A 21059-nucleotide genomic window follows, 5' to 3' on the forward strand; every position below is an offset into this window, starting at 1 on the left:
TTCGTCGCGGTACGCGTGGCGACACGCCGGCTCCGATGTGCGGCCCAGGCGCTTATCTCGCCGATCACGACATCGCGATCGGTGACCGGACGTCCGTATCCGGCCAGCACCAGTTCGGTGATCGCTTCCAGGTCGATCACGTCGGTCTTGATCCGGCGTCGACCCTGCACGCGACGCTGCTCGGCGACTTGCGCGGGATTGAGCTCCAACACTTCCCATCCATCGGGCCATCGATGGTCAAGCACCGGACGGTGATAGTGGCCGGCAGCCTCCACGCCCACCTTGACCTGCACCGAGGCGGGTGCCATAGCCATCACGCGCGCCGCTGCCGCGGTCAGGCCCGATCCGGTCATCGTGAATTCCGACGGAGCGACCAGCCGATGACGAGCCGCATCGGTCACCGAAAACACTGTCGAGGTCTTGCCGACATCGACGGCAACGACGATCGTGGATGACGTGACTGGAGCTACAGGCACAGACACAACAACACCTCCGGGGTGTGTCAGGCGGTCCACGTGCGTCAACACACGGACCCCAAAAGGAATCAGTTACAGATCCCTTCCTGACACCTCCGGAGGCATTTGAGAAGGACTACCTCGATCTATATCAGCGGATCGGGCGCGTCCGGCGACCGCGGGTTGCGGCGTGCGCGCCGGATTCAGGATTTGTCTTCAGGGGTGTCATCGCCGGTGTCGGCCCCGGCGGCGCTGCCCTGGGGGGTCTCCTCGGCCGCGCTGTCGCCGCGCAGCCGGGCCCGTAGTTGTTCGCGGTCCCGGCGGCGGCGTTCGTCGACCGCGGCGATGCTGGCGGTCGCCCGGCGCCGCAGCGGGGTGAACACCCACATGCCCAGCGGGAGCGCGATGACGATGGCGAACAGCAGCGCCACCACGACCGGGAAATCACGCACCCCGATCAGCCGTCCCACCCCGAGGATCGCCGCGGTGACGACCACGACCAACGCCAGGCGTGCTGCGGCGTAAGCAAACACGTCGATGAGCAGGCGCGATCCGGACCGTTCGTCAGACACGGTCTGAGCCTACCGACGGCGCGTATATTGATTGGCAGGAGGTTTTTAGTGGCGTATTTACTCCTGATTCTCGTCCTGGCCGCACTGGTCTACGTCGGCTGGCGGGTGACCCGGATGACGGCCAACCGGCCGCGCACCCGGGTGATCGGCCCGGATGACGATCCGGACTTCCTGCGGCGGATCAATCCGCGGGACGACCAACCGCGGTCGTGACCGGGCGATGAACGTGCCCCGACCCGTCGGGCCCTAGCCGGCCGGGTCGGCGGTCCGTCGGGCACCCGGAAACCCTTCGGCGATGCGCGCCGCCAGAGCCAGCAACGCGTCGCGGGTTTCGGGCCGCAGCCGGTCCAGGTCGATCTCGGCCCCCGCTTCGAGGTGCGGGTCGAACGGCACCTGCAGCACCGCCCGGCAGCGCCGCGCGAAGTGATCGACCACCTTGTCGAGGTCGACCTTCACCTGCCTGCCCGCCCGCGGCCGCACGCCGTTGACCACCGTGACCGCCGAGCGCACCAGGTCGTCGTGGCCGTGGGCGTCGAGCCAGTCCAGCGTCGCCGAGGCGCTCCGCGCCCCGTCGACCGACCCGGAACTGATCACCACCAACGCGTCCGCCCGGTCGAGCACCGCCGACATCGCCGAATGCAGCATCCCGGTACCGCAGTCGGTGAGCACCAGGCTGTAGAAACGCTCGAGCACCTCCAGGGTCTGGTGATAGTCCTGCGCGCTGAACGCCTCCGACACCGCGGGGTCGGTTTCGGAGGCCAGCACCTCCAGCCGGCTCGGGCCCTGCGAGGTGTAGCGACGGACGTCGCTGTAGGCCTCGACGCCTTCGGCGTCACGCAGCAGGTGACGCACCGTGGCCGGGGTCTGCAACGGCACCTTCTGGCTCAGGGTTCCGCGGTCGGGGTTGGCGTCCACCGCGATCACCCGGTCTGACCGCACGCTGGCCAGGGTGGCGCCCAGCGAGGCGGTGATCGTCGTCTTGCCGACGCCGCCCTTCTGCGACAACAGCGCAATCCGGTAGCAGTGCCGCAGCGGCAGCTGCACCTGGGCAACCAACGCGTTGCGCTGGAGCACCTTCGGGCTCTCACCCGCATCGATCAGCCGGCCCGACGCGCGGTACAGCCATCTGCGCCAGCCCGCCGACGGGCCGCGCCCGGCGTTGCCCAGCAGCGCGACGGTCGAGGAGTCCAGAAACGGCGGTGGATCGGCGTCCGCGGCGGGCGGAGCCGGTGCAGACCCCTCGGGCGGGGTCGGCGCCGTCCATTCGGGGGGCACCGGGGCCATCGGGTCGGTGAACCGGTGCTGGGCCCGGAACCCGCCCGGCACCTCCGATCCCGGCAGCTCAGACAAGCGGCGAACCCCTCACCCGGCCGGATCAGCCGACGCCGGCGTAGGAATGCAGGCCGACCGTCACCAGGTTGATGAAGAACAGGTTGAACACCATGGCGACGAATCCGACGACGTTGATCCAGGCGGCCTTGCGGTCCCGCCACCCGGCGGTCGAACGGGCGTGCAGATACGCCGCGTAGACGACCCACGCGATGAACGACACCGTCTCCTTGGGGTCCCAGCCCCAGTAGCGCCCCCACGCCTCCTCCGCCCAAATCGCCCCGAAGATCACCCCGAACCCGAACACCGGGAAGGCGAAGATCGTTGTTCGGTAGGCGATCCTGTCCAGGGTCTGGGCATCGGGAAGCTTCGCCACGATGCGCGCGGCGGCACCGCCACGGCCCGGTTCGCCCAGCTTGGACATCTTGACCAGGAACAGGATGCTGGCCACCCCGGCGACCAGGAACACCCCCGAGCCGAGGCTGACCACCGACACATGGATCGGCAGCCAGTAGGACTGCAACGCGGGCATCACCGGAGCCGCCTGCGAGTAGAGCCACCGCCCGGACACCGTGAGCAGTATCAGTACCGGGACCAACACGAACACCCACAGTGAGCGGTACTGCGGCCGGCGCAGCACCACCGCCGCGGCCACCAGGCCGCAGAAGCAGGTGAGGTTGATGAACTCGTACATGTTGCCCCACGGGACCCGTGAGGTCGCCAGACCGCGCAGCACGATGCAGGCCAGCAGCAGCGCGATCCCGACATAGGCCAGCGCGACGCCGGAGGCGCCGATCCGCTCGTCGAACGAGCGGCGCGGTGCCTCGGCGACGACGCCCGGGGTTGCACTGTCATGGCCGACCCCGCCCGCGGAGCCTCCGGCGGTGATCAGTTCGCGGGTCTCGACCTTGCGGCTGCGGCTGTAGGCCAGCTCGACCGCCAACAGCACCAGCGCGACGACCAGCACGAGCACCGAGGACGTGAACGCCCAGTCCGAATAGCGGGCCAACCCGATGTCGATGGTGGTGCTCACCGCTGCCCCATCCGCTCGTCCCTCATCTGCTGGTCTGTTCGCTCGCAAGCTTCGCTCATGATCGACCCGCTTTCTTCTCATCTCGATCCGGCAGCGGCGCAGCCGCCTCGAAGCCGGCCAGCAGCCGCGCCGTGAGCCGCTCGAATTCGTCGCCCCAGCCGGAGTTGTCGGTGCGTGCCAGGCCGCCGAACTCGACGTTCACGGTACCCGCCGGGCCAGGGGTCAGTCGCAGCCAGACGCGGCGGCGGCGCACCACCAGCGACACCAACAGCCCCGCCATCATCGTCATCGCGAACACCAGCACCCAGATCTGGGCGGGGTCGTGGGAGACCTGGAGGTTGACGAACGGCACCGCGCCGTCGAACCGCACCACGGTGCCGTCGTCGAGCCGGGTGTCCTCACCGACGCGCAGGTTGACCCGCGCCTGCCGAATCAGCCGGTCCTGGCCGATCATCCGCGGGTCGAGGGTGAACAGCGACTGGGGACGGCCGGTGTCCAGACCGGTGTCGCCCTTGTAGATGTCGACCGCCACGGCGGGGTCGTTCATCTCGGGGAAGCTGGACGACAGCAGGGTGCCGTCGAGTTCGGCGGTCGGCGCGAAAAGGCCCTGGATGGCGATCTGGTTCTTGCGCCGCTGCGCCTCGTCGGGATAGGTGCCGCCGGGCGGGTCGAACCGCATCGCACCCGAAGACAGGAACGTGATCTGGTCGTCGGGCCGCCACTGCAGCGTCTGGGTGCGGGTCTGCCCGTCGGGGAAGGTCACGGTGAACGTGGGCGCATAGCCGTGGCCCTGCAGGTAGATCCGGTCCCCGCCGACCCGCAGCGGTTCGTTGACCTTCAGCAGGTAGTCCCGCCAGGTTCCGGTGTCGAGGTCCGCGCCGGCCTGGTATTCGATGTCGGCATCGTAGGACACCGCCTGCCCGCTTTCCAGGTACGTCGCCTCGAAGTCGTTGACGCGCACGCAGATCGGGTGCAGCGAAGTGCCGTCGACGGTGTTGCCGGCCCGGAACGAGTCGAACGCGGCGGGCGAGGCCGAGCAGAAGCCGGGGCCGCCGTCGGCGACGACGATGACGTTGCCCTCGTAGCTGAACATCTTTCCGGCGGCGATGGCGACCAGCAGGCCCAGCAGCGAGAAGTGGAAGACGATGTTGCCGAACTCGCGCAGATAGCCCTTCTCGGCCGAGATCTCGGCATTGTCGCCGTCCCGGCGGACGACCCGGCGCCAGCCGCGCAGCTCGGCCACCGCGGTTTCGGCCATCTCGGGCACGTCGTCGGCTCCGCCGGGCAACTCGGCCTCGTGGTGTTTGGGCAGCCGGCCGAGGTTGCGCGGCGCCGGTACCGAGGTCGCGCGCAGACTCCGCACGTGTTCGGCCAGGCGCGGAGTCAGACAGCCCACCAGCGAGATGAACAGCAGCACGTAGATCGCGGTGAACCAGAAGCTGGAGAACACGTCGAAGGCCTGTACCCGGTCCAGCCACGGCCCGATGGTCGAATGCTCGGCGATGTACTCGTCGACCTTGGCCTCGTTGAGGTTGCGCTGCGGCAGCAGGGCGCCCGGGATCGCGGCGAGCGCCAACAGGAACAACAGCACCAAGGCGGTGCCCATCGAGGTGAGCGTGCGCCAGGTGTTCCGCGCCAGGGCGAGCAGCCCCATCAGATCGGCAGCCGCACGTCGGAGACGAAGGCGTCGCGAATCCAGGACACGAACTCGTTCCACAGCCCGCTGACCAGCGCGACGCCGACCAGGATCAACAGCACGCCGCCGAAGATCTGGATGGCGCGGGTGTGGCGGCGCAGCCAGCCCAGACCCGACACCGCGCGCGCCGAGCCGAACGCCAGCAGCACGAACGGGATACCCAGGCCCAGGCAGTAGGCGAGCACCAGCGCCACGCCGCGGGCCACGTTGCTGCCCTCGGTGGCCGAGGCCACCGCGATCACCCCGGTCAGCGTCGGACCCAGACACGGCGTCCAGCCCAGCGCGAACACCGCCCCCAGCAGCGGCGCACCGCCCAGCGTGGAGATCTGGCGCGGCGCGAACCGGGTGTCACGCTGCAGCGCCGGCACCAGACCGATGAACACCAGGCCCATGAAGATGGTGACGACGCCGCCGATGCGTTGCAGCAGCAGCTGGTTGGAGATCAGCGTGGTGGTCATCCCCAGCACGGCCACGGTGCCGAGCAGGAACACCGCGGTGAAGCCGGCGACGAACAGCGCGGCGGCACCGGCCACCCGCAGCCGGGCGCCGCGCACCGCCACCCCGCTGGCTCCCGGCTCGGGCGACGCCGGGGCGGCCGACGGCGTGTCGACGCCCACCACCGCGGCCAGATACGACAGGTAGCCGGGCACCAGCGGCACCACGCACGGCGACGCGAACGACACGACTCCGGCCAGCACGCTGACCAGCATCGCCAGCAGCAGTGGGCCGCCGGTGGTCAGCGCGTCGAGCTGATCGGGGTTCACCGCTGCGCCGCCAGACGCTCGACCACCGGCTGCAGGTCCTCGGCGAGCAGTTCACGCAGGAACACCGCGGCGACACGGTGTTCCCGGTCGAGCACCACGGTCGAGGGGATCACGGTGGTCGGGTAGCGCCCACCGAACGCGAGCATCGTGCGCATGGACGGGTCGTAGATCGACGGGAACGTGACTCCGCGGTCGATGATGAAATCGCGCGGCGCGTCGATATTGTTGTCGCGCACGTCGATTCCGAGGAACGCCACCCCCTGGTCGCGGGTCGCCTCGTACACCTGCTGCAGCTCGGTGATCTCGGTGCGGCACGGGCCGCACCACTGCCCCCAGACGTTGATCACCACCACCTCGCCGGCGAAGTCGTCCAGCGAGATGACGCGATCGGTGTCCATCAGATCCGGGCCCGACAGCGGACCGGGACTGCCCCGGCTCTCGGGCGGATCGTAGAAGATGTCGGTCTGTCCGCCCGGGGCGACGAACTCGAAGGTGCCGCCCTGGGCGACAGCGTCGCTGCCGGTGGAGCACCCGGCGAGCGCGGCGGCGCCCAGCACCGTCACCATCGCCACGCGCGCCGCGATCAGCGCACGCCGAAGGGTCACCAGCGCCGTCACTGCCCGGACAACTCCGCATACCCCCAGCCCACGCAGTCGTCGTCGTGGAAGTAGAACGACGTCACCGATGCCAGGTTGCACATCCGCTTGGTCGGGAAATGGTGCAGCGCCTTGCCCGTCATCGAACGGCGCAGCGTCTCGACCGGCAGCTGGTGACTCACGCACACCGCCTCGTGCCCGACCGCCCCGGCCCGGGCCCGCTGCAGCGCCCGTGTCATCCGGGCGGCGATGTGGCGGTAGGGCTCACCCCATGACGGGGTCCGCGGGTTGCGCAGATGCCACCAGTTGCGCGGGTCCCGCAACGCTCCGTCACCGGGCGAGACCTTCTGCCCCTGAAACACGTTCGTCGACTCGATCAGTTCGTCGTCGGTGGCCACCACCAGACCGTGCCGGGCGGCTATCGGCGCCGCGGTCTCCTGGGCCCGCTCCAGCGGCGAGGCCACCACGTGGGTGATGTCGCGGGCGGCGAGCCAGTCGGCGACCGCGGCGGCCTGGGCCTGCCCGCGCTCGGACAGGTGGTAGTCGGGCAGCCGGCCGTAGAGGATCTTCTCCGGGTTGTGCACTTCACCGTGGCGCATCACGTGCACCACGGTCTGCTCGGTCATGCCGGCTCCGCGGCCTGGGCCGCGGCTTTCGCGGCGGTCGGCAGCGCTGCGGCGACGTGGTCGAAGGCGTCGTCGTCGAGTGCGGCGGAGACGAACCAGGTTTCGAAGGCGCTGGGCGGGGCGTACACGCCGGCGTCGAGCAGCCCGTGGAAGAACGCCGGGAATCGCCAGGTCTCGGTGGCCCGAGCCGTGGCGAAGTCGGTGACCGGATCGTCGGTGAAGAACACGCTGAACATGTTTCCGGCGCGCGGAATCTGATGGGCCACACCGGCACCCGTGAGCGCTTCGTCGATCAGGCCGATCAGCCGGTCGGCGTTGGCGTCCAGCGCCGCGTACACCTCGGCGTCGGCGGCGCGCAGCGTGGCCAGCCCGGCGGCCATCGCCACCGGGTTACCCGACAGCGTGCCCGCCTGATAGACCGGCCCGAGCGGGGCCAGCCGGCCCATCACCTCGGCGCTGCCGCCGAACGCGGCAGCGGGCAGTCCGCCGCTCATCACCTTGCCGAAGGTGAACAGGTCTGCCGCGACCGGTTCCAGGCCGTACCAACCCGACCGGCTGACCCGGAAGCCGGTCATCACCTCGTCGGAGATCAGCAGTGCCCCGTGTGCGGCGGTGATCCGGCGCAGCGCGTCGTTGAACCCCGGCAGCGGCGGCACCGTGCCCATGTTGCCCGGGCTGGCCTCGGTGATGACGCAGGCGATCTCGTCGCCGGCGCGGCCGAACGCCTCCTCGACCGCGGCGACGTCGTTGTAGGGCAGCACGATGGTGTCGGCCGCGGCGGCGCCGGTGACCCCCGGCGAGGAGGGCAGCCCCAGCGTGGCCACCCCCGACCCGGCGTCGGCCAGCAGCGCGTCGCTGTGGCCGTGGTAGCAGCCGGAGAATTTCACGATCTTGGCGCGGCCGGTGTAGCCGCGGCTCAGCCGGATCGCGCTCATGGTGGCCTCGGTGCCGGAGTTGACCAGCCGCAAGCGCTCGACCGGGGCGACCCGGTCGACGATCTCGCGGGCCAGTTCGGACTCCGAGGGGGTGGGAGCACCGAACGACAGCCCGTCGACAGCCACCCGCTGTACCGCCTCGACGACGGCGGGGTGGGCGTGGCCGAGGATCATCGGGCCCCACGAACACACCAGGTCGACGTAGCGGTTGTCGTCGGCGTCGGTCAGCCAGCAGCCACCGGCCGATGTGATGAACCGCGGGGTGCCGCCGACCGAGGAGAACGCGCGCACCGGCGAGTTCACCCCGCCCGGGATGACGTCACACGCCTCGGCGAACAACTTGGCGGACAGATCGGTACTGCTCATGCCGACCAGTGTCCCAGCTTGCGCGACCAGGTCCACTACAGGGTGTAGTGGCCACGGCTTCTACTCGATGGGGCTCAGCGCGAACACCGGGTGATCGGCGTCGTCGGGCAGCCGGCGCCAGTAGCCCTCGACCACTTTGCCCGCCAGCGGCCGGTAGGCCGCCAGGATCGGCGCACGCTGTTCGACGATCACCTCGGCGGCCACGTACCCGGTGTCGCCGACCGTGACCCGGGGGTCGGCGCGCACGTTCTTGACCCAGTCGGACTCACCCCGGGTGGACACCAGGTACTTGACGCCGTCCACTTCGGGGATGATGACGGGAATCTGCTGCGGACGGCCGCTGTGGCGGCGCGTCACGGTCAGGGTCTGGGTGCCGCTCATCCCGGTCGCCATGGCGATCCGGTTGAACACCCGCGCGGTGAACCAGGGGGGCTTGAGATAGGCCACACCGGGGAGTTTGATGGATGACATGCAACTGCCGCAATGGCTGGCGCGGTTCAATCGGCACGTGACCAACCCGATCCAGCGGATGTGGGCGGGCTGGCTGCCGATGATGGGCATCCTGACCCACGTCGGACGCAAATCCGGCAGGCAGTACCGCACACCCCTGACGGTGTTCAGCACGGCCGACGGGGTGGCCATCCTGCTGACCTACGGACCGGACCGGGACTGGCTGAAGAACGTCACCGCGGCCGGCGGCGGCAGCATGCGCCGCCACAACAAGACCTTCGAGGTGACCGACCCGCAGGTGATGAGCAGGGCCGAGGCTGCCCCGGCGGTCACCGGCGCGACGCGAGCTCTGTTCGCGCGACTGCCGTTCGAGTCGGCGGTACTGCTGCGGCGCGTCTAGCGTCAGCGCCGCGGGCTGATCCTCGCCGGAATAGGCCCCTTGGCCACGGTGGTGAACGGGACCTCGACGGGGAACTCGTCGTCGCCGGAGACGATCCGCATCGCCCGCACGATCGTCGCCAGCGCCAGGGTGGTCTCCAGCATCGCGAAGTGCTCGCCGATGCAGGACCGCGCGCCGGCGGCGAACGGCAGGAAATTCCACCGGTCGCGGCGCTTCATCGCCTCCGGGGTGAACCGGTCCGGGTCGAACCGGTCCGGATCCGGCCACAGCGCCGGGTCCCGGTGCAGCGCATAGATGCCGACGGCCAGCAGGCTGCCCGCCTGGACCCGGTGGCCGGCCACCTCGATGTCGCGTACCGCGAGCCGCCCGACCCCGGCGGCCGGTGGGCACAGCCGCAACGACTCACGCAGCACCTGCACCGTGTAGGCCAGCCGCGGAACGTCGTCCGGGGTCAGTGGCCGGTCGCCGAGCCCGGCGGCCTCGGCGGCGACCCGGTCCTGCACCTCGGGGTGGTGCCCGAGGATCCACAGCGCGTAGGTCAGCGCGGTCGCGGTGGTGTCGTGGCCGGCCAGCATGAAGATCAGCAGGTCGTCACCGATGTCGTCATCGGACAGCGGCTGCCCGGTCTCGGGGTCGGTGGCCGCGATCAGCGCATGCACCAGCGGTGCGTCTCGAGCCGGGTCGGCACGGCAGGCAGTCAGGATCTCGGCGGTGACTTCGCGCATCGCCGCGACCGCCGCGCGGGCCCGCCGCCGCGCCGGAGTGGGCAGCCACCGTGGTGCACGCAGGGGCCGCAGCGCACGGTCTGCGGTGTAGGACGACGCGACGTGCATGTGCTCGGCGATCACGGTCGCACGCTCGTTGAGGTCGATGCCGAGCACCGAGCGGCCCAGCGACTGCATCGTCAGGTGCCGGCATTCGACGTCGAGATCGACCGCACCGCCCTGGCCACGGGCCTGCACGAAGTTCTGCGCGGCGCGCGACATGTGCCCACCGAAGTCACGCACGTTGTGTGGCGTGAAGACCGGCTGCAGCGCCCGCTTGCGGGGCCGCCACGGCTCATTGGGCAGCACGAACAGGCTGTCACCGGCCATCGCGCGGACCTCGTCGTGCACCACACAGCGCTCCGCGGAGGCGTCGCTGCGACCGAGGACGTCGCGGATGCCCTCCGGGGAGAACACCGCGACCAGCGGCGGGCACAACCAGGTGGGCGCCAACTGCACCCGGGTGACCGGCCCGCCGGCTCCGCGGATCACCAGCTGACCGGTGTCCAGCGTCCTGACCAGCTTCGTCAGGGTGCGAAACGACAGCGGGTTCCTCGGCACCAGCGGAAGCGCGGCGACCTCCCGGTCGGCGTCGGCCAGGTTCGGGGTCGCCATCACGCCCGCCAGCGCAGGACCTCGCCGCGGCCTTCGGTCATGATGGCAGCCGGCATCACCCGCAACCGGTACGGGGCCAGGCGCAGGACGGCGAAGGCGTCGGAGGTGGGTCCGGCTTTCCACTGCGGGATGATCGCGGGGTCGTAGCCGACCGGTTCCGGGCCGGTGGCGAACTTCTGCCACACCGCCGTGCAGGTGTCGTCGTCGGTGTACCACTCGACGAGGCACTCCGCGGCACAGGTGTCCTGGGTCGGCGACCAGTAGCTGGCCGAGATGTACGGGTGTACCGCCAGGTGATCACGCTTGAGCTGGGTGGGGACGGTGGCCACCCAGCCGAACAGATCGGTTCCGTCCCATTCCCAGATCGGGTGCAGGATGCGGGTGCGCGGCCTGCCGCCGGCGTCCACGGTGGCCACCGAGGCCCACACGATCGAGTGGGCCATGTCGACGAAAGCGGGCGCGATCCGGTCAAGCCCGGCCGAAACGGTCACGGCCAGTCAGCCTAGGCGGACCGGCCGGAGACCGCGAGACCCGCCGCCGCCTCACTCGTCGAGTTTGTTGCGGAACTCCTCGGTGTTGCGGTACTCCACCTGCCCCTCGCGATCGGTCATCTCGACCTTGCCCTTGTCCTGGTCGTCGACCCAGTCGTTGATGGCGGTGCCGGCGACGGTGCCGCCGGTACCCGGCAGCGTCGTGGTCGGCTGGTTGTCCGGGTTGGCCTCGGCCACCTTGCGGGCCTTCTCCCGGTGCTCGTCGGTGACCTCGGGTTTCTCGGTGATCTGCTGTCGCGAAACATTGTTGGCGTCCATGCGTGTCGGGCTGCCCGAAAGTGTGATCTGCGAAACACCGGTTCAGGCCGGGACACTGCGCAGCGCCGCCGGCAGGCTGGGCAGGAAGTGCTGGCGGGCGAACGCCCGCAGGTCGTCGGCACTGTCGAGGGGTTGCGCGCTGGGCAGCAGCAGCACCATCGCCGCATAGCGCAGGATGCAGTCGGCGAGGTCGTCGACCGCCGCCGGCCCGATACGCTCGGCGAAACCGGGCGGGAAGATGACCCGCAGCGCGTCGGCCATCCGCGCGATCGCGGCCCGGTGGTGCCGCGACGCCAATTCGAGCACCAACCCGGGCTCGTCGACGATCATCTGGTGCAGCACCCGGTGGCTGCGGAACTTCAGGATCGACAGCGTGAACGCTTCGACATAGTAATTCGACTGGGGTGCAGTATTTTTCAGCTCTGCGGCGATGTCGGCGAACAGCCGCGTGTTCTCCCGCTCGATCACCGCGCCGACGAGTTCGTCCTTGTTGGCGAAGCGCCGGTAGATGGTCGTGCGGCTGACGCCGGCACGGCGTGCGACGTCCTCGAGGGCGACCCGGCGGTACCCGTGCCGCTCGAACTCGACGACGGCGGCGTCGAGGATGGTGGCCCTGGCCGAGTCAGCGTCGGGCATCGGTGCCGGCACCGGATCTGGAGAAGCCCTTGAGTGCATAGCCGCTGTAGCGCACCCGCATGGGCAGATGATCCCAGATCCAGTTCACCGGCTTCGACCGCCAGAACGCGGCGAAGCGCTGGTAGCGACGTTCCTGGGCGTCGGTCCAGGGCAACCCCAGCAGTTGGCGGGCCCGCGGCGGCAGCCCGCCGGTGGTCAGGAACGCCGCGGCCGGGTTGAACACCGGCGCCACCAGCCGCCACACCAGCGGGTGTACCGCCTTGGGTTTCGGGAACCCCTTTGTGACGTAGCCGACGCCGTATTTGGCACTCGGGTGTGCGACGAGGACCTCGTCCATCATCCGGTCCCAGTACTGCTCGAATTCTGCGTAGGTGGCGGGCATCGGCCGGTCGCTGACGCCGTAGCGGCGATACCAGGTCTTGGACTCGAGGTAGATCTGCTCCTTCTCGGAGTCGCTGAGCCGGTGCACGAAGGTGTCGGCGAAGTAGTAGACCTGCTCGACGAACGTGGCGTGTGCCCAGAAGTAGGTGTCGGGGTCCAAGGCGTGGTAGCGACGCGCCTCGCGGCCGTCGGCGGCGGGGACCTCCCCTTTGATGTCGTGGTGGAAGTCGCGCACCTGGGGGCCCGCGTTGTCGTCCTCGGAGCCGTAGACGGTGTTGAAGATCGGCGGAATGGTGCGGCGCAGCCGCTCGGCGGTGTCGGCGAAGAAGGTGGAGTGGTCGTACACGCCCTGGCCGAGTTCGGCCAGCATGTTCTGCAGCACCGCCGGGCGCGGCCCGATCAGGTACATCCGGTTGTCGCCGAACCACCGCCACACCAGCGACTCGGGCCCCAGCGGTAGCGCGTCGGGGGCGTGGCCGGGCTGCGGGTTCTGCGCCAACTCCGTCATAGGAGACAGTGTTACAGATTTTGCACTTTGTACCAAATGCTGCGAACGTGCGTTCCCTGTAGTCCGGATTCCGGCGGGACTACGGGGAATGCACGTTCGCGGCATCGGGCTCGATGTCCGGCATGGGCCGGCGCAACCGGCGCAACGCCGAGATCGCCACCACGGCGAGTACCCCAGCCACGGTCGCCAGCAGCAGCGACAGGGTCAACAGCGGCGCGTAGTACACCGTCGAAACCGTCGACGGCTCGCCCTCGAGGACCGGCGCCACCGCCACCTCCCGGCTGGCGGCCAGCCAGCTCAGCACGCTGCCGACGACGGCCAGATCGGCCAGCACCAGCACGATCAGCGCGCCGCGGCGGCTCACGACGACGGCTCCGGCGGGATGCGCTCCTCCAGCAGATTCGTCAGCGCGGCGCGCAGCTGCTGGTGCTTGCGGGCCCAGGCCTGAGCGGTGCGGTCGTTGGTCAACCGCACCCCGATGCCGGTCCGGCCCCGCGGCACCCCGGTGAGTTCCCCCAACGCCCGCGCGTACTGCCACTTGGGCGTCTCCGCACCGGTGGCCTCCGGGTAGATCCGGACGATGTCGTCGGTGCTGGTCACCTCGGTGCCCTGGCGCAACGAGTCGGCGGTCAGCTCCACCGACGTGTGGATCCGGGCCGCCTTGACCTGAATCGACAGGAACACGGTGACGAGCACGAAGAAGATCCCCGGCACCACCCATTGGATGCCGTAGCCCGCCGAGAGCTGGATCATCGCCATCGCGAATCCGGCCAGTGGACCGGCCAGCACCCACAGCCAGCTGGCGCCCTGCTCGTAGAACAGCACCTCCGGGGCGGCGGTGTCGGCCCCCTCGGCGGGTTCGGTCACGAGGAACCCTCCCGAGCGTACCAGTCGCGTGCGCTCGGCTGGACGCCCACGGCCACCCCGACCAGCATCGGCAGCAGCGCCAGCAGCACCAGCGGCTGCGCCACCCCGACCCCGATCGCCAGCAGCAGGATGACGACCAGGATGGCCAGCACCAGTCCGAAGGTGGCCATCCTGGAGCGGGCGTCACCCCGGCGGGCCCGCCCGGCCAGGAACGCCAGCCCCGCCGCGGCGGCGGCGGCACCACCGCCGCTGTACCGGTAGAGGGTCAGGTAGTCGCGCACCGATTCGTCGGAGATGGTCTCGGGCAGTGCCGAGCGCGCCACGTCATAGGTCGCGGTGAGGGCCATCAGACCGCCGACGATCATCACCACCGCGCCGCCGATGAAGCACCAGAACGCGATGTCGACCGTGCGGGGCCGGTTCGACGACTCGGGCGATGGGGACATGGTCGGGTCAGCCTAGCGAATCAGCGGGTGAAGAACTCGTGGGCGTCCTTGCGGTGCAGCAGATACACCCCGCCGGTGATCAGCACGGACCCGAAGATGGCCGCGGCCGCGTAGCCGATCTCGGCCGGCATCTGCCGTTCCCCGGTGAACAGGCTGGTCACCGAGAACACCACCGAGGCGATCGCACCGCCGGTGAGCAGGGTGCGTGCCCACCGGTAGCCCTGCCGCATCAGCAGCAGGAACGTCAGCACCACCGCGGCCAACACCATCACGAACACCAGCGAGATGGCGATCATCAGCCCGCTCGGGCGCTCCGTCGCGCCGAGCAGGTCGATGACGTAGCCGGCCACCATCAGCGGCAGCGCCACCACCCACAGCCAGAACGCGGTATCGACATCGACCGGCCGCTCCGGTGGCGCGCTCGGCGAGGTCACGACAGCCATCGGGCCGCGTCGACGGCCCAGTAGGTCAGCACGATGTCCGCACCGGCTCGCCTGATCCCGGTCAGTGTCTCGAGCGCAACGGCGCGACGATCGATCCAGCCGTTGGCCGCGGCCGCGCAGATCATCGAGTACTCGCCGGAGACCTGGTAGGCGGCGACGGGCACCGGGGAGATCTCGGCCGCGGCGCGCACCACGTCGAGGTAGGCCATCGCCGGCTTGACCATGACGATGTCGGCGCCTTCGGCGAGGTCGAGCTCGATCTCGTGGACCGCTTCCCGCGCGTTGCCCGATTCCTGCTGATACGTGCAGCGGTCGCCGTCGAGGCTGGAGACCACCGCGTCGCGGAACGGGCCATAGAAACCGGAGGCGAATTTCGCCGCGTAGGCCAGGATCGCGGCGTCAATGAAACCGGCGGTGTCCAGGCCGTCGCGGATGGCCCCGACCTGGCCGTCCATCATTCCGCTGGGACTGATCACATGGGCACCGGATGCTGCCTGTGCCACAGCGAGTTCGACGTAGCGCTCGATGGTGGCGTCATTGTCGATCCGGCCGCCCCGGTCCAGCACGCCGCAGTGCCCGTGGTCGGTGAACTCGTCGAGGCACGTGTCTGCCATGAGGACCGTCGAGTCGCCGAGGTCAGCAGCCAGGTCACGCAGCGCGACATTGAGGATGCCGTCAGGATCGGTGCCGGCGGTGCCGGCGGCGTCCTTGTGCTCGTCGAGCGGGATGCCGAACAGCATCAACCCGCCGACACCGGCCTCGACGGCCTCTGCGGCCGCCTTCCGCAACGAATCCCGGGTGTGTTGGTAGACCCCCGGCATCGAGGCGATCGGGCGCGGCTCGGTAATCCCGTCGGCGACGAACATCGGCAGCACCAGATGCCTGGGCTGCAGGGAGGTCTCCGCGACCAGCCGGCGCATCGCCGGGGTCGATCGCAGCCGCCGCGGCCGATGACGGGGAAACGCCACTAGCGCACCTCTCCTTGTCCACGAAACGGCATTCCGGCAGCGAAAGTGCGAGTGAGAACCTGCTGGAATGCCATTTCGGCGAGTTCCTAGCGGCGGCGGCTCTTCTTCCGCGGCGGTGGCAACGCGCCCTCCGCGCGCAGCCGCGCCGCATGCTCGGCCAGGGCCTCCACCAGCGGACCCACCGCGGCCACCTCCGGCTGCACGTCGACGCGCAGACCGAATTCCGCTGCGGTTTCGGCGGTCTTGGGTCCGATGCAGGCCACGATCGTGCGCGCGTGCGGCTTACCGGCGATACCGACCAGGTTGCGCACCGTCGAGCTCGACGTGAAACACACCGCGTCGAAACCACCGGTCTTGATCATCTCGCGGGTGTGCGCCGGCGGCGGAGCAGCACGCACCGTCCGGTAGGCGGTGACGTCCTCGATCTCCCAGCCGCGTTCGCGCAGCCCCTCGGCCAACGTCTCGGTGGCGATATCGGCACGCGGCAGCAGCACCCGGTTCACCGGGTCGAAAACGTCGTCATACGGCGGGAATTCGTCCAGCAGACCCAACGACGACTGCTCACCGGTGGGCACCAGTTCGGGGTTGATGCCGAAGGCACGGACCCGGTCGGCGGTGGCCTGCCCGACGCAGGCGATCTTCACCCCGGAGAACGCGCGGGCGTCCAGCCCGAACTCGTTGAACTTCTCCCACACCGCGCGCACGGCGTTGGTGGAGGTGAACACCACCCACTGGAACCGACCGTCGACCAGCCCCTTGACCGCCCGCTCCATCTGGGCCGGGCTGCGCGGTGGTTCGACGGCGATGGTCGGCACCTCGATCGGCAGCGCGCCGTGGCCGACCAGCCGCTCGCTCATCTCGCCGGCCTGGTCCTTGGTGCGCGGCACCAGCACGGTCCAGCCGTACAGCGCACGGCTCTCCCACCAGTTCAGCTTGGCCCGGTTGGTGACGGTGCGGCCGATGGTGACCACCAGCGGCCCGGCCAGTGGGCCGGCCGGCGGGGTGTCGCTGGCCGCGGCGGCCAGGGTGTTCTTGTCCAGCAGGCCGGCCAGCGTCGTCTCCAGCGAGCGCTGCTGGCAGGTGGTGCCGTTGGCGGTCACCACAGCCGGAGTGGTGTCGGCCAGCCCGTAGTCGATCAGGGTGCGCGCCGCTTCGGGCAGGTGCGAGGCCGTCGCGTGCAGGATCAGCGGACCGGGAGCTGCCGCCAGAGCAGCCCAGTCGACGTCGCCGCGCACATCGGCCACGGTGTGTGCCGATCCCAGCGGCAGGCCCGCGTAGGTGGGCACCGCGGTGGTGTCCGGCAGCCCCGGCACGATCTCGAACGGCAGCTGCGTCTTGGCCAGCGCGTTGACCTCGGTGATCACCGAGTCCACCGACAGCGGGTCGCCGGCGACCAGCCGGACGACGTCGCAACCGGCCTTCGCCTCGGCGACCAGCGTCTTGGCGACCTCGGCAGGGTCCCCCAGCGCCGGGCGGACGTCCGGGCCGCCCGGGATCACCGGGGCTGCCTCGGCGTCGCCACGACCGCCCTTGCCCCCGGACTTGTCTGTCTTGGTGGCCACCTCCGGCAATGGGCCCGACGGCGGTGGCAACTCGGCCCCGACGAGGGCCAGCACCGCTTCGGGCACATCGGGATCGGTGAACACCAGCGCGGCGTGGGCCAGCACCGTACGGGCTCGTGCGGTCAACAGGCCCGGGTCACCGGGCCCGGAACCGACGAACGTGATGCGGCCGGGCTTGCCCTTACGCCCTCGCATGCCAATCTGGCGAGTCATCTGTCTCTCCCGCGTTCGTCCAACAGATCGCGCGCTCCCAGCTCGAACAACTCCGCGGCCACCGAGAGCCCCAGCTCCCGTGCCCGACCGGGTGTCCCGATACCGGACGCACGGATCACATCGGATCCGTCTAGCGTCGCCACGCAGCCGCGCAGCGACAGCTCTTCGAAGACGCGGCCGTCCTCATCGATCGACTCGACCACCTCGGCGATCGCGCCTACCGGTGCGGAGCAACCCGCCTCCAGTTCGGCCAGCAGGGCTCGCTCCGCGGTGACCGCTGCCCGGGTGTCGGCGTCATCGAATTCCGCCAACAGTTCCGCGAGCCCGGTATCGCCGGCACGGCATTCGACCGCCAACGCACCTTGGGCCGGTGCCGGCAACATCTGTACCGGTTCCAGCGCCTCGGTGACGGCGTCGAGACGACCGATGCGGGCCAAACCCGCCCGGGCCACGACGACGGCGTCGAGATCACCGCTGCTTACCCTGTTCAACCTGGTATCTAGGTTGCCTCTTAGGGGGCGGATTTCCAAACCGAGACCCAGTGCTCTAAGCTGTGCCGCCCGGCGCGGGGACGACGTCCCGATGACCGATCCGGCCGGCAACTCTCCGAGCACCAGTCCGTCGCGCGCCACCAGGGCGTCCCTGGGGTCCTCGCGCACCGGGATCGCCGGGATCTCGAACCGCGGATCGGGAGCCGTCGGCAAATCCTTGTAGGAGTGCACGGCCAGATCCACGCTGCCGTCGGCGATGGCCTCGCGCAGCGCCGCGGTGAACACCCCGACGCCGATGTCGGCGATGGGTGCGCTGGACCGGTCGCCGGCGGTGGACACGATCACCAGCTCCGCCTCGTGCCCGGCGGCGGTCAGCGCGTCGCGCAGCACACCGGCCTGGGTGGTGGCCAGCAGGCTGCCCCGGGTACCTATACGGATCACGTGATGTCTCTCGGCCGGCTCTGGATGCGCAGCGGAGTCACTCGGTCTTGTCGAGATCAGTTGCCACCAAAGGTAGTTCGCCAGCGGCGACCGCATCGACGGCCTGCTGGTCGAGTTCGAACAGTTCGCGTAGCGCCTCGGCGTAGCTGTCCCCGCCGGGCGCGCTGGCCAGCTGCTTGACCCGCACCGTCGGCGCGTGCAGCAGCTTGTCGACCACCCGTCGCACGGTGTTGGCCACCTCGTCGCGATGCGCGGAATCCAGCCCGGGCAGCCGGTTGTCCAGCCTGAGCAACTCCGCCTCGACCACGTCGGCGGCGCGCTGCCGCAACGCGGTGACGGTCGGGGTGACCTCGGCCATCCGCTGGCCGGCCAGGTAGTTGGCCACCTCGGCGGCGACGATCGCGCGGGCGGCCTCGGCATCGGTGGCGGCGGCTCGCGCCGACGGCTCACGCTGGATGCGGTCCATGTCGACGACATGCACGTCGGGCAGTCCGGCAACCGCCGGGTCGACGTCGCGCGGCATCCCCAGATCGCAGATGACCAGCTGTTTGGGGTCGTGCACATGGGCCAGCCCGCGGTGCACGTCGGCCAGTGAGACCACCGGACGCACCGCCCCGGTGCAGCTGACGACGACGTCGGCGTCGGTCAGCAGCGGCGGCAGATGGTCGAACGGGAAAGCCTCGGCCTCGGCGCCGTGCCCGCGGATGATCTCGGCGAGCCGCTTGGCCCGGGGCAGCGTCCGGTTGACCACATGGATGCGCTCGACCCCGGCACGGATCAGTTGCCGGGCGGCCAGCGCCCCCATCGAACCGGCACCGACCACCACCGCGCGGCGTCCGGCCAGCGAGCCCAGCCGGTCCTCGGCCATCCCGAGCGCGACCGAAACCACCGACGCGCCTGCGGCGTCGATCCCGGTTTCGGAATGCACCCGTTTGCCCACCAACAGCGCCCGCTGGGACAGCTCGTGCAGGGTGCGGCCCACGGTGTGGTTGGTTTCGGCGGCGGCGTAGGCCCGGCGCACCTGGCCCAGCACCTGCTGCTCACCGATCACCGCCGAGTCCAGGCCGCTGGCCACCGCGAACAGATGCTCGACAGCTGCCTCGGCGTAGCGCACGTAGGCGTACTTGGTGAGATCCTGCAGCGACATCCCGGAGTACTCGGAGAGCACCTGCCCGATCACCGAGAGGCCGCCGTGGAAGGCCTCGACCACGGCATAGACCTCGACGCGGTTGCAGGTGGACAGCACCATCGCCTCGGTGACCAGCGACGACTGGAGCACCTGATCGATGATCTTGGCCTGGTCGGATTCGTCCCGGCTCAGCTGCTCGAGAACGGATACCGGCGCGCTGCGGTGCGAAACGCCGAAAAGCAACACGCTCATGGCCGCACCACCACGCTCAGCACGTCTTCAAAGGTAGTCGTTAACCAGTTGGGCTACCAAATTTGCTCGATCATTCGTTCCCGAGGTCGGCGCGCAACCGTTCTTCGTCGACCTCCCAGTAGCTGTGCTCGGTCCCGTCCAGCAGCACCACCGGCAGCCGGTCGCCGTACTCGGCGCGCAGCGACGCGTCGCCCGCCGCGGCGGCGGCGTCGACGTCCGTCGATGTCCAGGCAAAGCCCACTTCAGCGGCCAGCTCGCCCAACCGCGTCGCGGCCGCGGCGCACATCGGGCAGCCCTGCCGGGTCAGCAACTGCACGTGTCGATCCACCTCGCCAGTATCGCCGTCAGGTGTCCTAGTGTTGTAACCGTGTCCGATACCGGGGGATCTCAGGTCGGGTTCGACGCGCAGCGGCTCGCCGGCGAGGTCAGCGCGGAAGTCGCTGCGCAGACGCTCGGCATGCAGCTCGAGACCCCGGCCGAGCCGGAGGAGAAGCCACCGCCACCGCCGCCGGACCTGACCGCGGCGGCGTTCTTCGACGTCGACAACACCTTGGTGCACGGCTCGTCGCTGGTGCATTTCGCCCGCGGGCTGGCAGCCCGGGAGTACTTCACCTACAAAGACCTGGCCCGCTTCGCGCTCGCCCAGGCCAAGTTCCAGCTCACCGGCCGGGAGAGCAGCGAGGACGTGGCCGCCGGCCGCCGCAAGGCGCTGTCGTTCATCGAGGGCCGGTCCACCGCCGAGCTGGTGGAGCTGGGCGAGGAGATCTACGACGAGATCATCGCCGACAAGATCTGGCCCGGAACCCGCGAGTTGGCCCAGATGCACCTCGACGCCGGCCAACAGGTGTGGTTGGTCACCGCCACGCCCTACGAGCTTGCGGACACCATCGCGCGGCGGCTGGGGCTGACCGGCGCGCTGGGCACGGTGGCCGAGTCGGTCGACGGCGTGTTCACCGGAAGGTTGGTCGGCGACATCCTGCACGGCACCGGCAAGGCGCACGCGGTCCGCTCGCTGGCCATCCGGGAAGGGCTCAACCTGCGTCGGTGCACGGCGTACTCGGACAGTTTCAACGACGTGCCGATGCTGTCGCTGGTCGGCACCGCGGTGGCCATCAACCCCGACACCGACCTGCGCGACATCGCCCGGCAGCGCGGCTGGGAGATCAGGGACTTCCGTACCGCGCGCAAGGCGGCCCGAATCGGGGTGCCCTCTGCGCTGGCGCTGGGCGCGGCCGGCGGGGCGCTGGCAGCGGTGGTGTCGCGCCGCCAGGAGCGCTAGCGGGTCGACCGGGCACGGACAACGGCGCTGATA

General features: G+C 69.9%; 27 protein-coding genes. 3 read left to right on the forward strand and 24 right to left on the reverse strand.

Translation table 11 applies throughout. The features are described from left to right. The coding region (locus tag ACXAID_RS11980) for an IS110 family transposase (RefSeq protein WP_475022432.1) at nucleotides 1-482 on the reverse strand (482 nt) is incomplete at its 3' end. 176 nt (nucleotides 483-658) lie between these two features. After that, a complete protein-coding gene (locus tag ACXAID_RS11985) occupies nucleotides 659-1027 on the reverse strand; it encodes a DUF4229 domain-containing protein (protein ID WP_475022433.1) in 369 nt (122 codons plus the stop codon). Between the two features lie 48 nt (nucleotides 1028-1075). Between ACXAID_RS11985 and ACXAID_RS11990 the strand changes: the two genes are divergently transcribed. Next, nucleotides 1076-1240: a hypothetical protein gene (locus ACXAID_RS11990; protein WP_475022434.1), complete on the forward strand. Its 165-nt coding sequence runs from the start codon at nucleotides 1076-1078 to the stop codon at nucleotides 1238-1240. Nucleotides 1241-1273: 33 nt separating this feature from the next. Here the strand turns inward: ACXAID_RS11990 and ACXAID_RS11995 are convergent, their stop codons facing one another. The 8 genes from ACXAID_RS11995 to ACXAID_RS12030 form a co-directional block, all read right to left on the reverse strand. After that, a complete protein-coding gene (locus ACXAID_RS11995) occupies nucleotides 1274-2311 on the reverse strand; it encodes a MinD/ParA family ATP-binding protein (protein ID WP_475022467.1) in 1038 nt (345 codons plus the stop codon). A 91-nt stretch (nucleotides 2312-2402) separates the two neighbouring features. After that, entirely contained in the window at nucleotides 2403-3389 is a 987-nt protein-coding gene (gene ccsB, locus ACXAID_RS12000) for a c-type cytochrome biogenesis protein CcsB (RefSeq protein ID WP_475022435.1), read from the reverse strand. 55 nt (nucleotides 3390-3444) lie between these two features. Continuing rightward, nucleotides 3445-5043 carry a cytochrome c biogenesis protein ResB gene (resB, locus tag ACXAID_RS12005; RefSeq protein WP_475022436.1) on the reverse strand — a complete coding sequence of 533 codons (1599 nt, stop codon included), beginning with the start codon at nucleotides 5041-5043 and terminating at the stop codon, nucleotides 3445-3447. Continuing rightward, nucleotides 5043-5795 (reverse strand): cytochrome c biogenesis CcdA family protein, encoded by a 753-nt coding sequence (locus tag ACXAID_RS12010; RefSeq protein ID WP_475022468.1) that lies wholly within the window; start codon nucleotides 5793-5795, stop codon nucleotides 5043-5045. The genes resB and ACXAID_RS12010 overlap by 1 nt, the downstream gene beginning before the upstream one ends. Before the next feature lie 50 nt (nucleotides 5796-5845). Beyond that, nucleotides 5846-6415 carry a TlpA disulfide reductase family protein gene (locus ACXAID_RS12015; RefSeq protein WP_475022469.1) on the reverse strand — a complete coding sequence of 190 codons (570 nt, stop codon included), beginning with the start codon at nucleotides 6413-6415 and terminating at the stop codon, nucleotides 5846-5848. A gap of 47 nt (nucleotides 6416-6462) precedes the next feature. Next, a complete protein-coding gene (locus tag ACXAID_RS12020; protein WP_475022437.1) occupies nucleotides 6463-7071 on the reverse strand; it encodes a histidine phosphatase family protein in 609 nt (202 codons plus the stop codon). Then, entirely contained in the window at nucleotides 7068-8372 is a 1305-nt protein-coding gene (gene hemL, locus ACXAID_RS12025; RefSeq protein ID WP_475022438.1) for a glutamate-1-semialdehyde 2,1-aminomutase, read from the reverse strand. Before hemL ends, ACXAID_RS12020 begins: the two co-directional genes overlap by 4 nt. A gap of 60 nt (nucleotides 8373-8432) precedes the next feature. Then, a complete protein-coding gene (locus ACXAID_RS12030) occupies nucleotides 8433-8819 on the reverse strand; it encodes a nitroreductase/quinone reductase family protein (protein ID WP_475022439.1) in 387 nt (128 codons plus the stop codon). Nucleotides 8820-8841: 22 nt separating this feature from the next. On the opposite strand from ACXAID_RS12030, the gene ACXAID_RS12035 reads away from it, so the two are divergent. After that, nucleotides 8842-9222 (forward strand): nitroreductase family deazaflavin-dependent oxidoreductase, encoded by a 381-nt coding sequence (locus ACXAID_RS12035; RefSeq protein WP_475022470.1) that lies wholly within the window; start codon nucleotides 8842-8844, stop codon nucleotides 9220-9222. 2 nt (nucleotides 9223-9224) lie between these two features. Here the strand turns inward: ACXAID_RS12035 and ACXAID_RS12040 are convergent, their stop codons facing one another. The 14 genes from ACXAID_RS12040 to ACXAID_RS12105 form a co-directional block, all read right to left on the reverse strand. Continuing rightward, a complete protein-coding gene (locus ACXAID_RS12040; protein ID WP_475022471.1) occupies nucleotides 9225-10601 on the reverse strand; it encodes a cytochrome P450 in 1377 nt (458 codons plus the stop codon). Continuing rightward, nucleotides 10601-11044: a pyridoxamine 5'-phosphate oxidase family protein gene (locus tag ACXAID_RS12045; RefSeq protein WP_475022472.1), complete on the reverse strand. Its 444-nt coding sequence runs from the start codon at nucleotides 11042-11044 to the stop codon at nucleotides 10601-10603. The genes ACXAID_RS12040 and ACXAID_RS12045 overlap by 1 nt, the downstream gene beginning before the upstream one ends. A gap of 99 nt (nucleotides 11045-11143) precedes the next feature. Continuing rightward, a complete protein-coding gene (locus ACXAID_RS12050; protein WP_475022440.1) occupies nucleotides 11144-11410 on the reverse strand; it encodes a hypothetical protein in 267 nt (88 codons plus the stop codon). Nucleotides 11411-11452: 42 nt separating this feature from the next. Further along, entirely contained in the window at nucleotides 11453-12046 is a 594-nt protein-coding gene (locus tag ACXAID_RS12055) for a TetR/AcrR family transcriptional regulator (RefSeq protein WP_475022441.1), read from the reverse strand. Beyond that, nucleotides 12033-12935: an oxygenase MpaB family protein gene (locus ACXAID_RS12060; RefSeq protein WP_475022442.1), complete on the reverse strand. Its 903-nt coding sequence runs from the start codon at nucleotides 12933-12935 to the stop codon at nucleotides 12033-12035. Before ACXAID_RS12060 ends, ACXAID_RS12055 begins: the two co-directional genes overlap by 14 nt. A gap of 79 nt (nucleotides 12936-13014) precedes the next feature. After that, the gene (locus tag ACXAID_RS12065; protein ID WP_475022443.1) at nucleotides 13015-13299 is read right to left on the reverse strand and encodes a hypothetical protein; all 285 of its coding nucleotides are present in this window, start codon (nucleotides 13297-13299) and stop codon (nucleotides 13015-13017) included. Beyond that, nucleotides 13296-13802, reverse strand: a complete 507-nt coding sequence (locus tag ACXAID_RS12070) for a DUF3093 domain-containing protein (protein ID WP_475022444.1) — start codon at nucleotides 13800-13802, stop codon at nucleotides 13296-13298. Before ACXAID_RS12070 ends, ACXAID_RS12065 begins: the two co-directional genes overlap by 4 nt. Next, nucleotides 13799-14248 carry a hypothetical protein gene (locus ACXAID_RS12075; protein ID WP_475022445.1) on the reverse strand — a complete coding sequence of 150 codons (450 nt, stop codon included), beginning with the start codon at nucleotides 14246-14248 and terminating at the stop codon, nucleotides 13799-13801. The genes ACXAID_RS12070 and ACXAID_RS12075 overlap by 4 nt, the downstream gene beginning before the upstream one ends. 20 nt (nucleotides 14249-14268) lie before the next feature. Next, nucleotides 14269-14682 carry a hypothetical protein gene (locus ACXAID_RS12080; protein ID WP_475022446.1) on the reverse strand — a complete coding sequence of 138 codons (414 nt, stop codon included), beginning with the start codon at nucleotides 14680-14682 and terminating at the stop codon, nucleotides 14269-14271. Continuing rightward, entirely contained in the window at nucleotides 14679-15659 is a 981-nt protein-coding gene (gene hemB, locus ACXAID_RS12085; RefSeq protein WP_475022447.1) for a porphobilinogen synthase, read from the reverse strand. The genes ACXAID_RS12080 and hemB overlap by 4 nt, the downstream gene beginning before the upstream one ends. An 86-nt stretch (nucleotides 15660-15745) precedes the next feature. Continuing rightward, on the reverse strand, nucleotides 15746-17416 hold the full coding sequence (locus tag ACXAID_RS12090; protein WP_475022473.1) for a bifunctional uroporphyrinogen-III C-methyltransferase/uroporphyrinogen-III synthase: 1671 nt from the start codon (nucleotides 17414-17416) through the stop codon (nucleotides 15746-15748). 14 nt (nucleotides 17417-17430) lie between these two features. Then, the gene (hemC, locus tag ACXAID_RS12095) at nucleotides 17431-18366 is read right to left on the reverse strand and encodes a hydroxymethylbilane synthase (RefSeq protein WP_475022448.1); all 936 of its coding nucleotides are present in this window, start codon (nucleotides 18364-18366) and stop codon (nucleotides 17431-17433) included. 37 nt (nucleotides 18367-18403) lie between these two features. Beyond that, nucleotides 18404-19747 (reverse strand): glutamyl-tRNA reductase, encoded by a 1344-nt coding sequence (locus ACXAID_RS12100; RefSeq protein WP_475022449.1) that lies wholly within the window; start codon nucleotides 19745-19747, stop codon nucleotides 18404-18406. 70 nt (nucleotides 19748-19817) lie between these two features. Next, nucleotides 19818-20075 carry a glutaredoxin family protein gene (locus ACXAID_RS12105; protein WP_475022450.1) on the reverse strand — a complete coding sequence of 86 codons (258 nt, stop codon included), beginning with the start codon at nucleotides 20073-20075 and terminating at the stop codon, nucleotides 19818-19820. A 39-nt stretch (nucleotides 20076-20114) separates the two neighbouring features. Between ACXAID_RS12105 and ACXAID_RS12110 the strand changes: the two genes are divergently transcribed. Continuing rightward, complete coding sequence (locus tag ACXAID_RS12110) at nucleotides 20115-21026, forward strand: HAD family hydrolase (RefSeq protein ID WP_475022451.1); 912 nt, start codon at nucleotides 20115-20117, stop codon at nucleotides 21024-21026. Nucleotides 21027-21059: the final 33 nt, after the last annotated feature.

This window comes from Mycobacterium sp. ABE4_509 (assembly GCF_056160785.1).

Excerpts from the sequence above, each read along its gene's own strand:
- ACXAID_RS12075 (WP_475022445.1), bottom strand. The coding sequence starts at position 14,248 with ATGTCCCCATCGCCCGAGTCGTCGAACCGGCCCCGCACGGTCGACATC.
- ACXAID_RS12100 (WP_475022449.1), bottom strand. The coding sequence starts at position 19,747 with ATGAGCGTGTTGCTTTTCGGCGTTTCGCACCGCAGCGCGCCGGTATCC.
- ACXAID_RS12090 (WP_475022473.1), bottom strand. The coding sequence starts at position 17,416 with ATGCGAGGGCGTAAGGGCAAGCCCGGCCGCATCACGTTCGTCGGTTCC.
- ACXAID_RS12015 (WP_475022469.1), bottom strand. The coding sequence starts at position 6,415 with ATGGTGACGGTGCTGGGCGCCGCCGCGCTCGCCGGGTGCTCCACCGGC.
- resB (WP_475022436.1), bottom strand. The coding sequence starts at position 5,043 with ATGGGGCTGCTCGCCCTGGCGCGGAACACCTGGCGCACGCTCACCTCG.
- ACXAID_RS12010 (WP_475022468.1), bottom strand. The coding sequence starts at position 5,795 with ATGCTGGTCAGCGTGCTGGCCGGAGTCGTGTCGTTCGCGTCGCCGTGC.
- ACXAID_RS12060 (WP_475022442.1), bottom strand. The coding sequence starts at position 12,935 with ATGACGGAGTTGGCGCAGAACCCGCAGCCCGGCCACGCCCCCGACGCG.
- ACXAID_RS12020 (WP_475022437.1), bottom strand. The coding sequence starts at position 7,071 with ATGACCGAGCAGACCGTGGTGCACGTGATGCGCCACGGTGAAGTGCAC.
- hemL (WP_475022438.1), bottom strand. The coding sequence starts at position 8,372 with ATGAGCAGTACCGATCTGTCCGCCAAGTTGTTCGCCGAGGCGTGTGAC.
- ACXAID_RS12055 (WP_475022441.1), bottom strand. The coding sequence starts at position 12,046 with ATGCCCGACGCTGACTCGGCCAGGGCCACCATCCTCGACGCCGCCGTC.
- ACXAID_RS12050 (WP_475022440.1), bottom strand. The coding sequence starts at position 11,410 with ATGGACGCCAACAATGTTTCGCGACAGCAGATCACCGAGAAACCCGAG.
- ACXAID_RS12045 (WP_475022472.1), bottom strand. The coding sequence starts at position 11,044 with ATGGCCCACTCGATCGTGTGGGCCTCGGTGGCCACCGTGGACGCCGGC.
- ACXAID_RS12035 (WP_475022470.1), top strand. The coding sequence starts at position 8,842 with ATGCAACTGCCGCAATGGCTGGCGCGGTTCAATCGGCACGTGACCAAC.
- ACXAID_RS12040 (WP_475022471.1), bottom strand. The coding sequence starts at position 10,601 with ATGGCGACCCCGAACCTGGCCGACGCCGACCGGGAGGTCGCCGCGCTT.
- ACXAID_RS11995 (WP_475022467.1), bottom strand. The coding sequence starts at position 2,311 with ATGGCCCCGGTGCCCCCCGAATGGACGGCGCCGACCCCGCCCGAGGGG.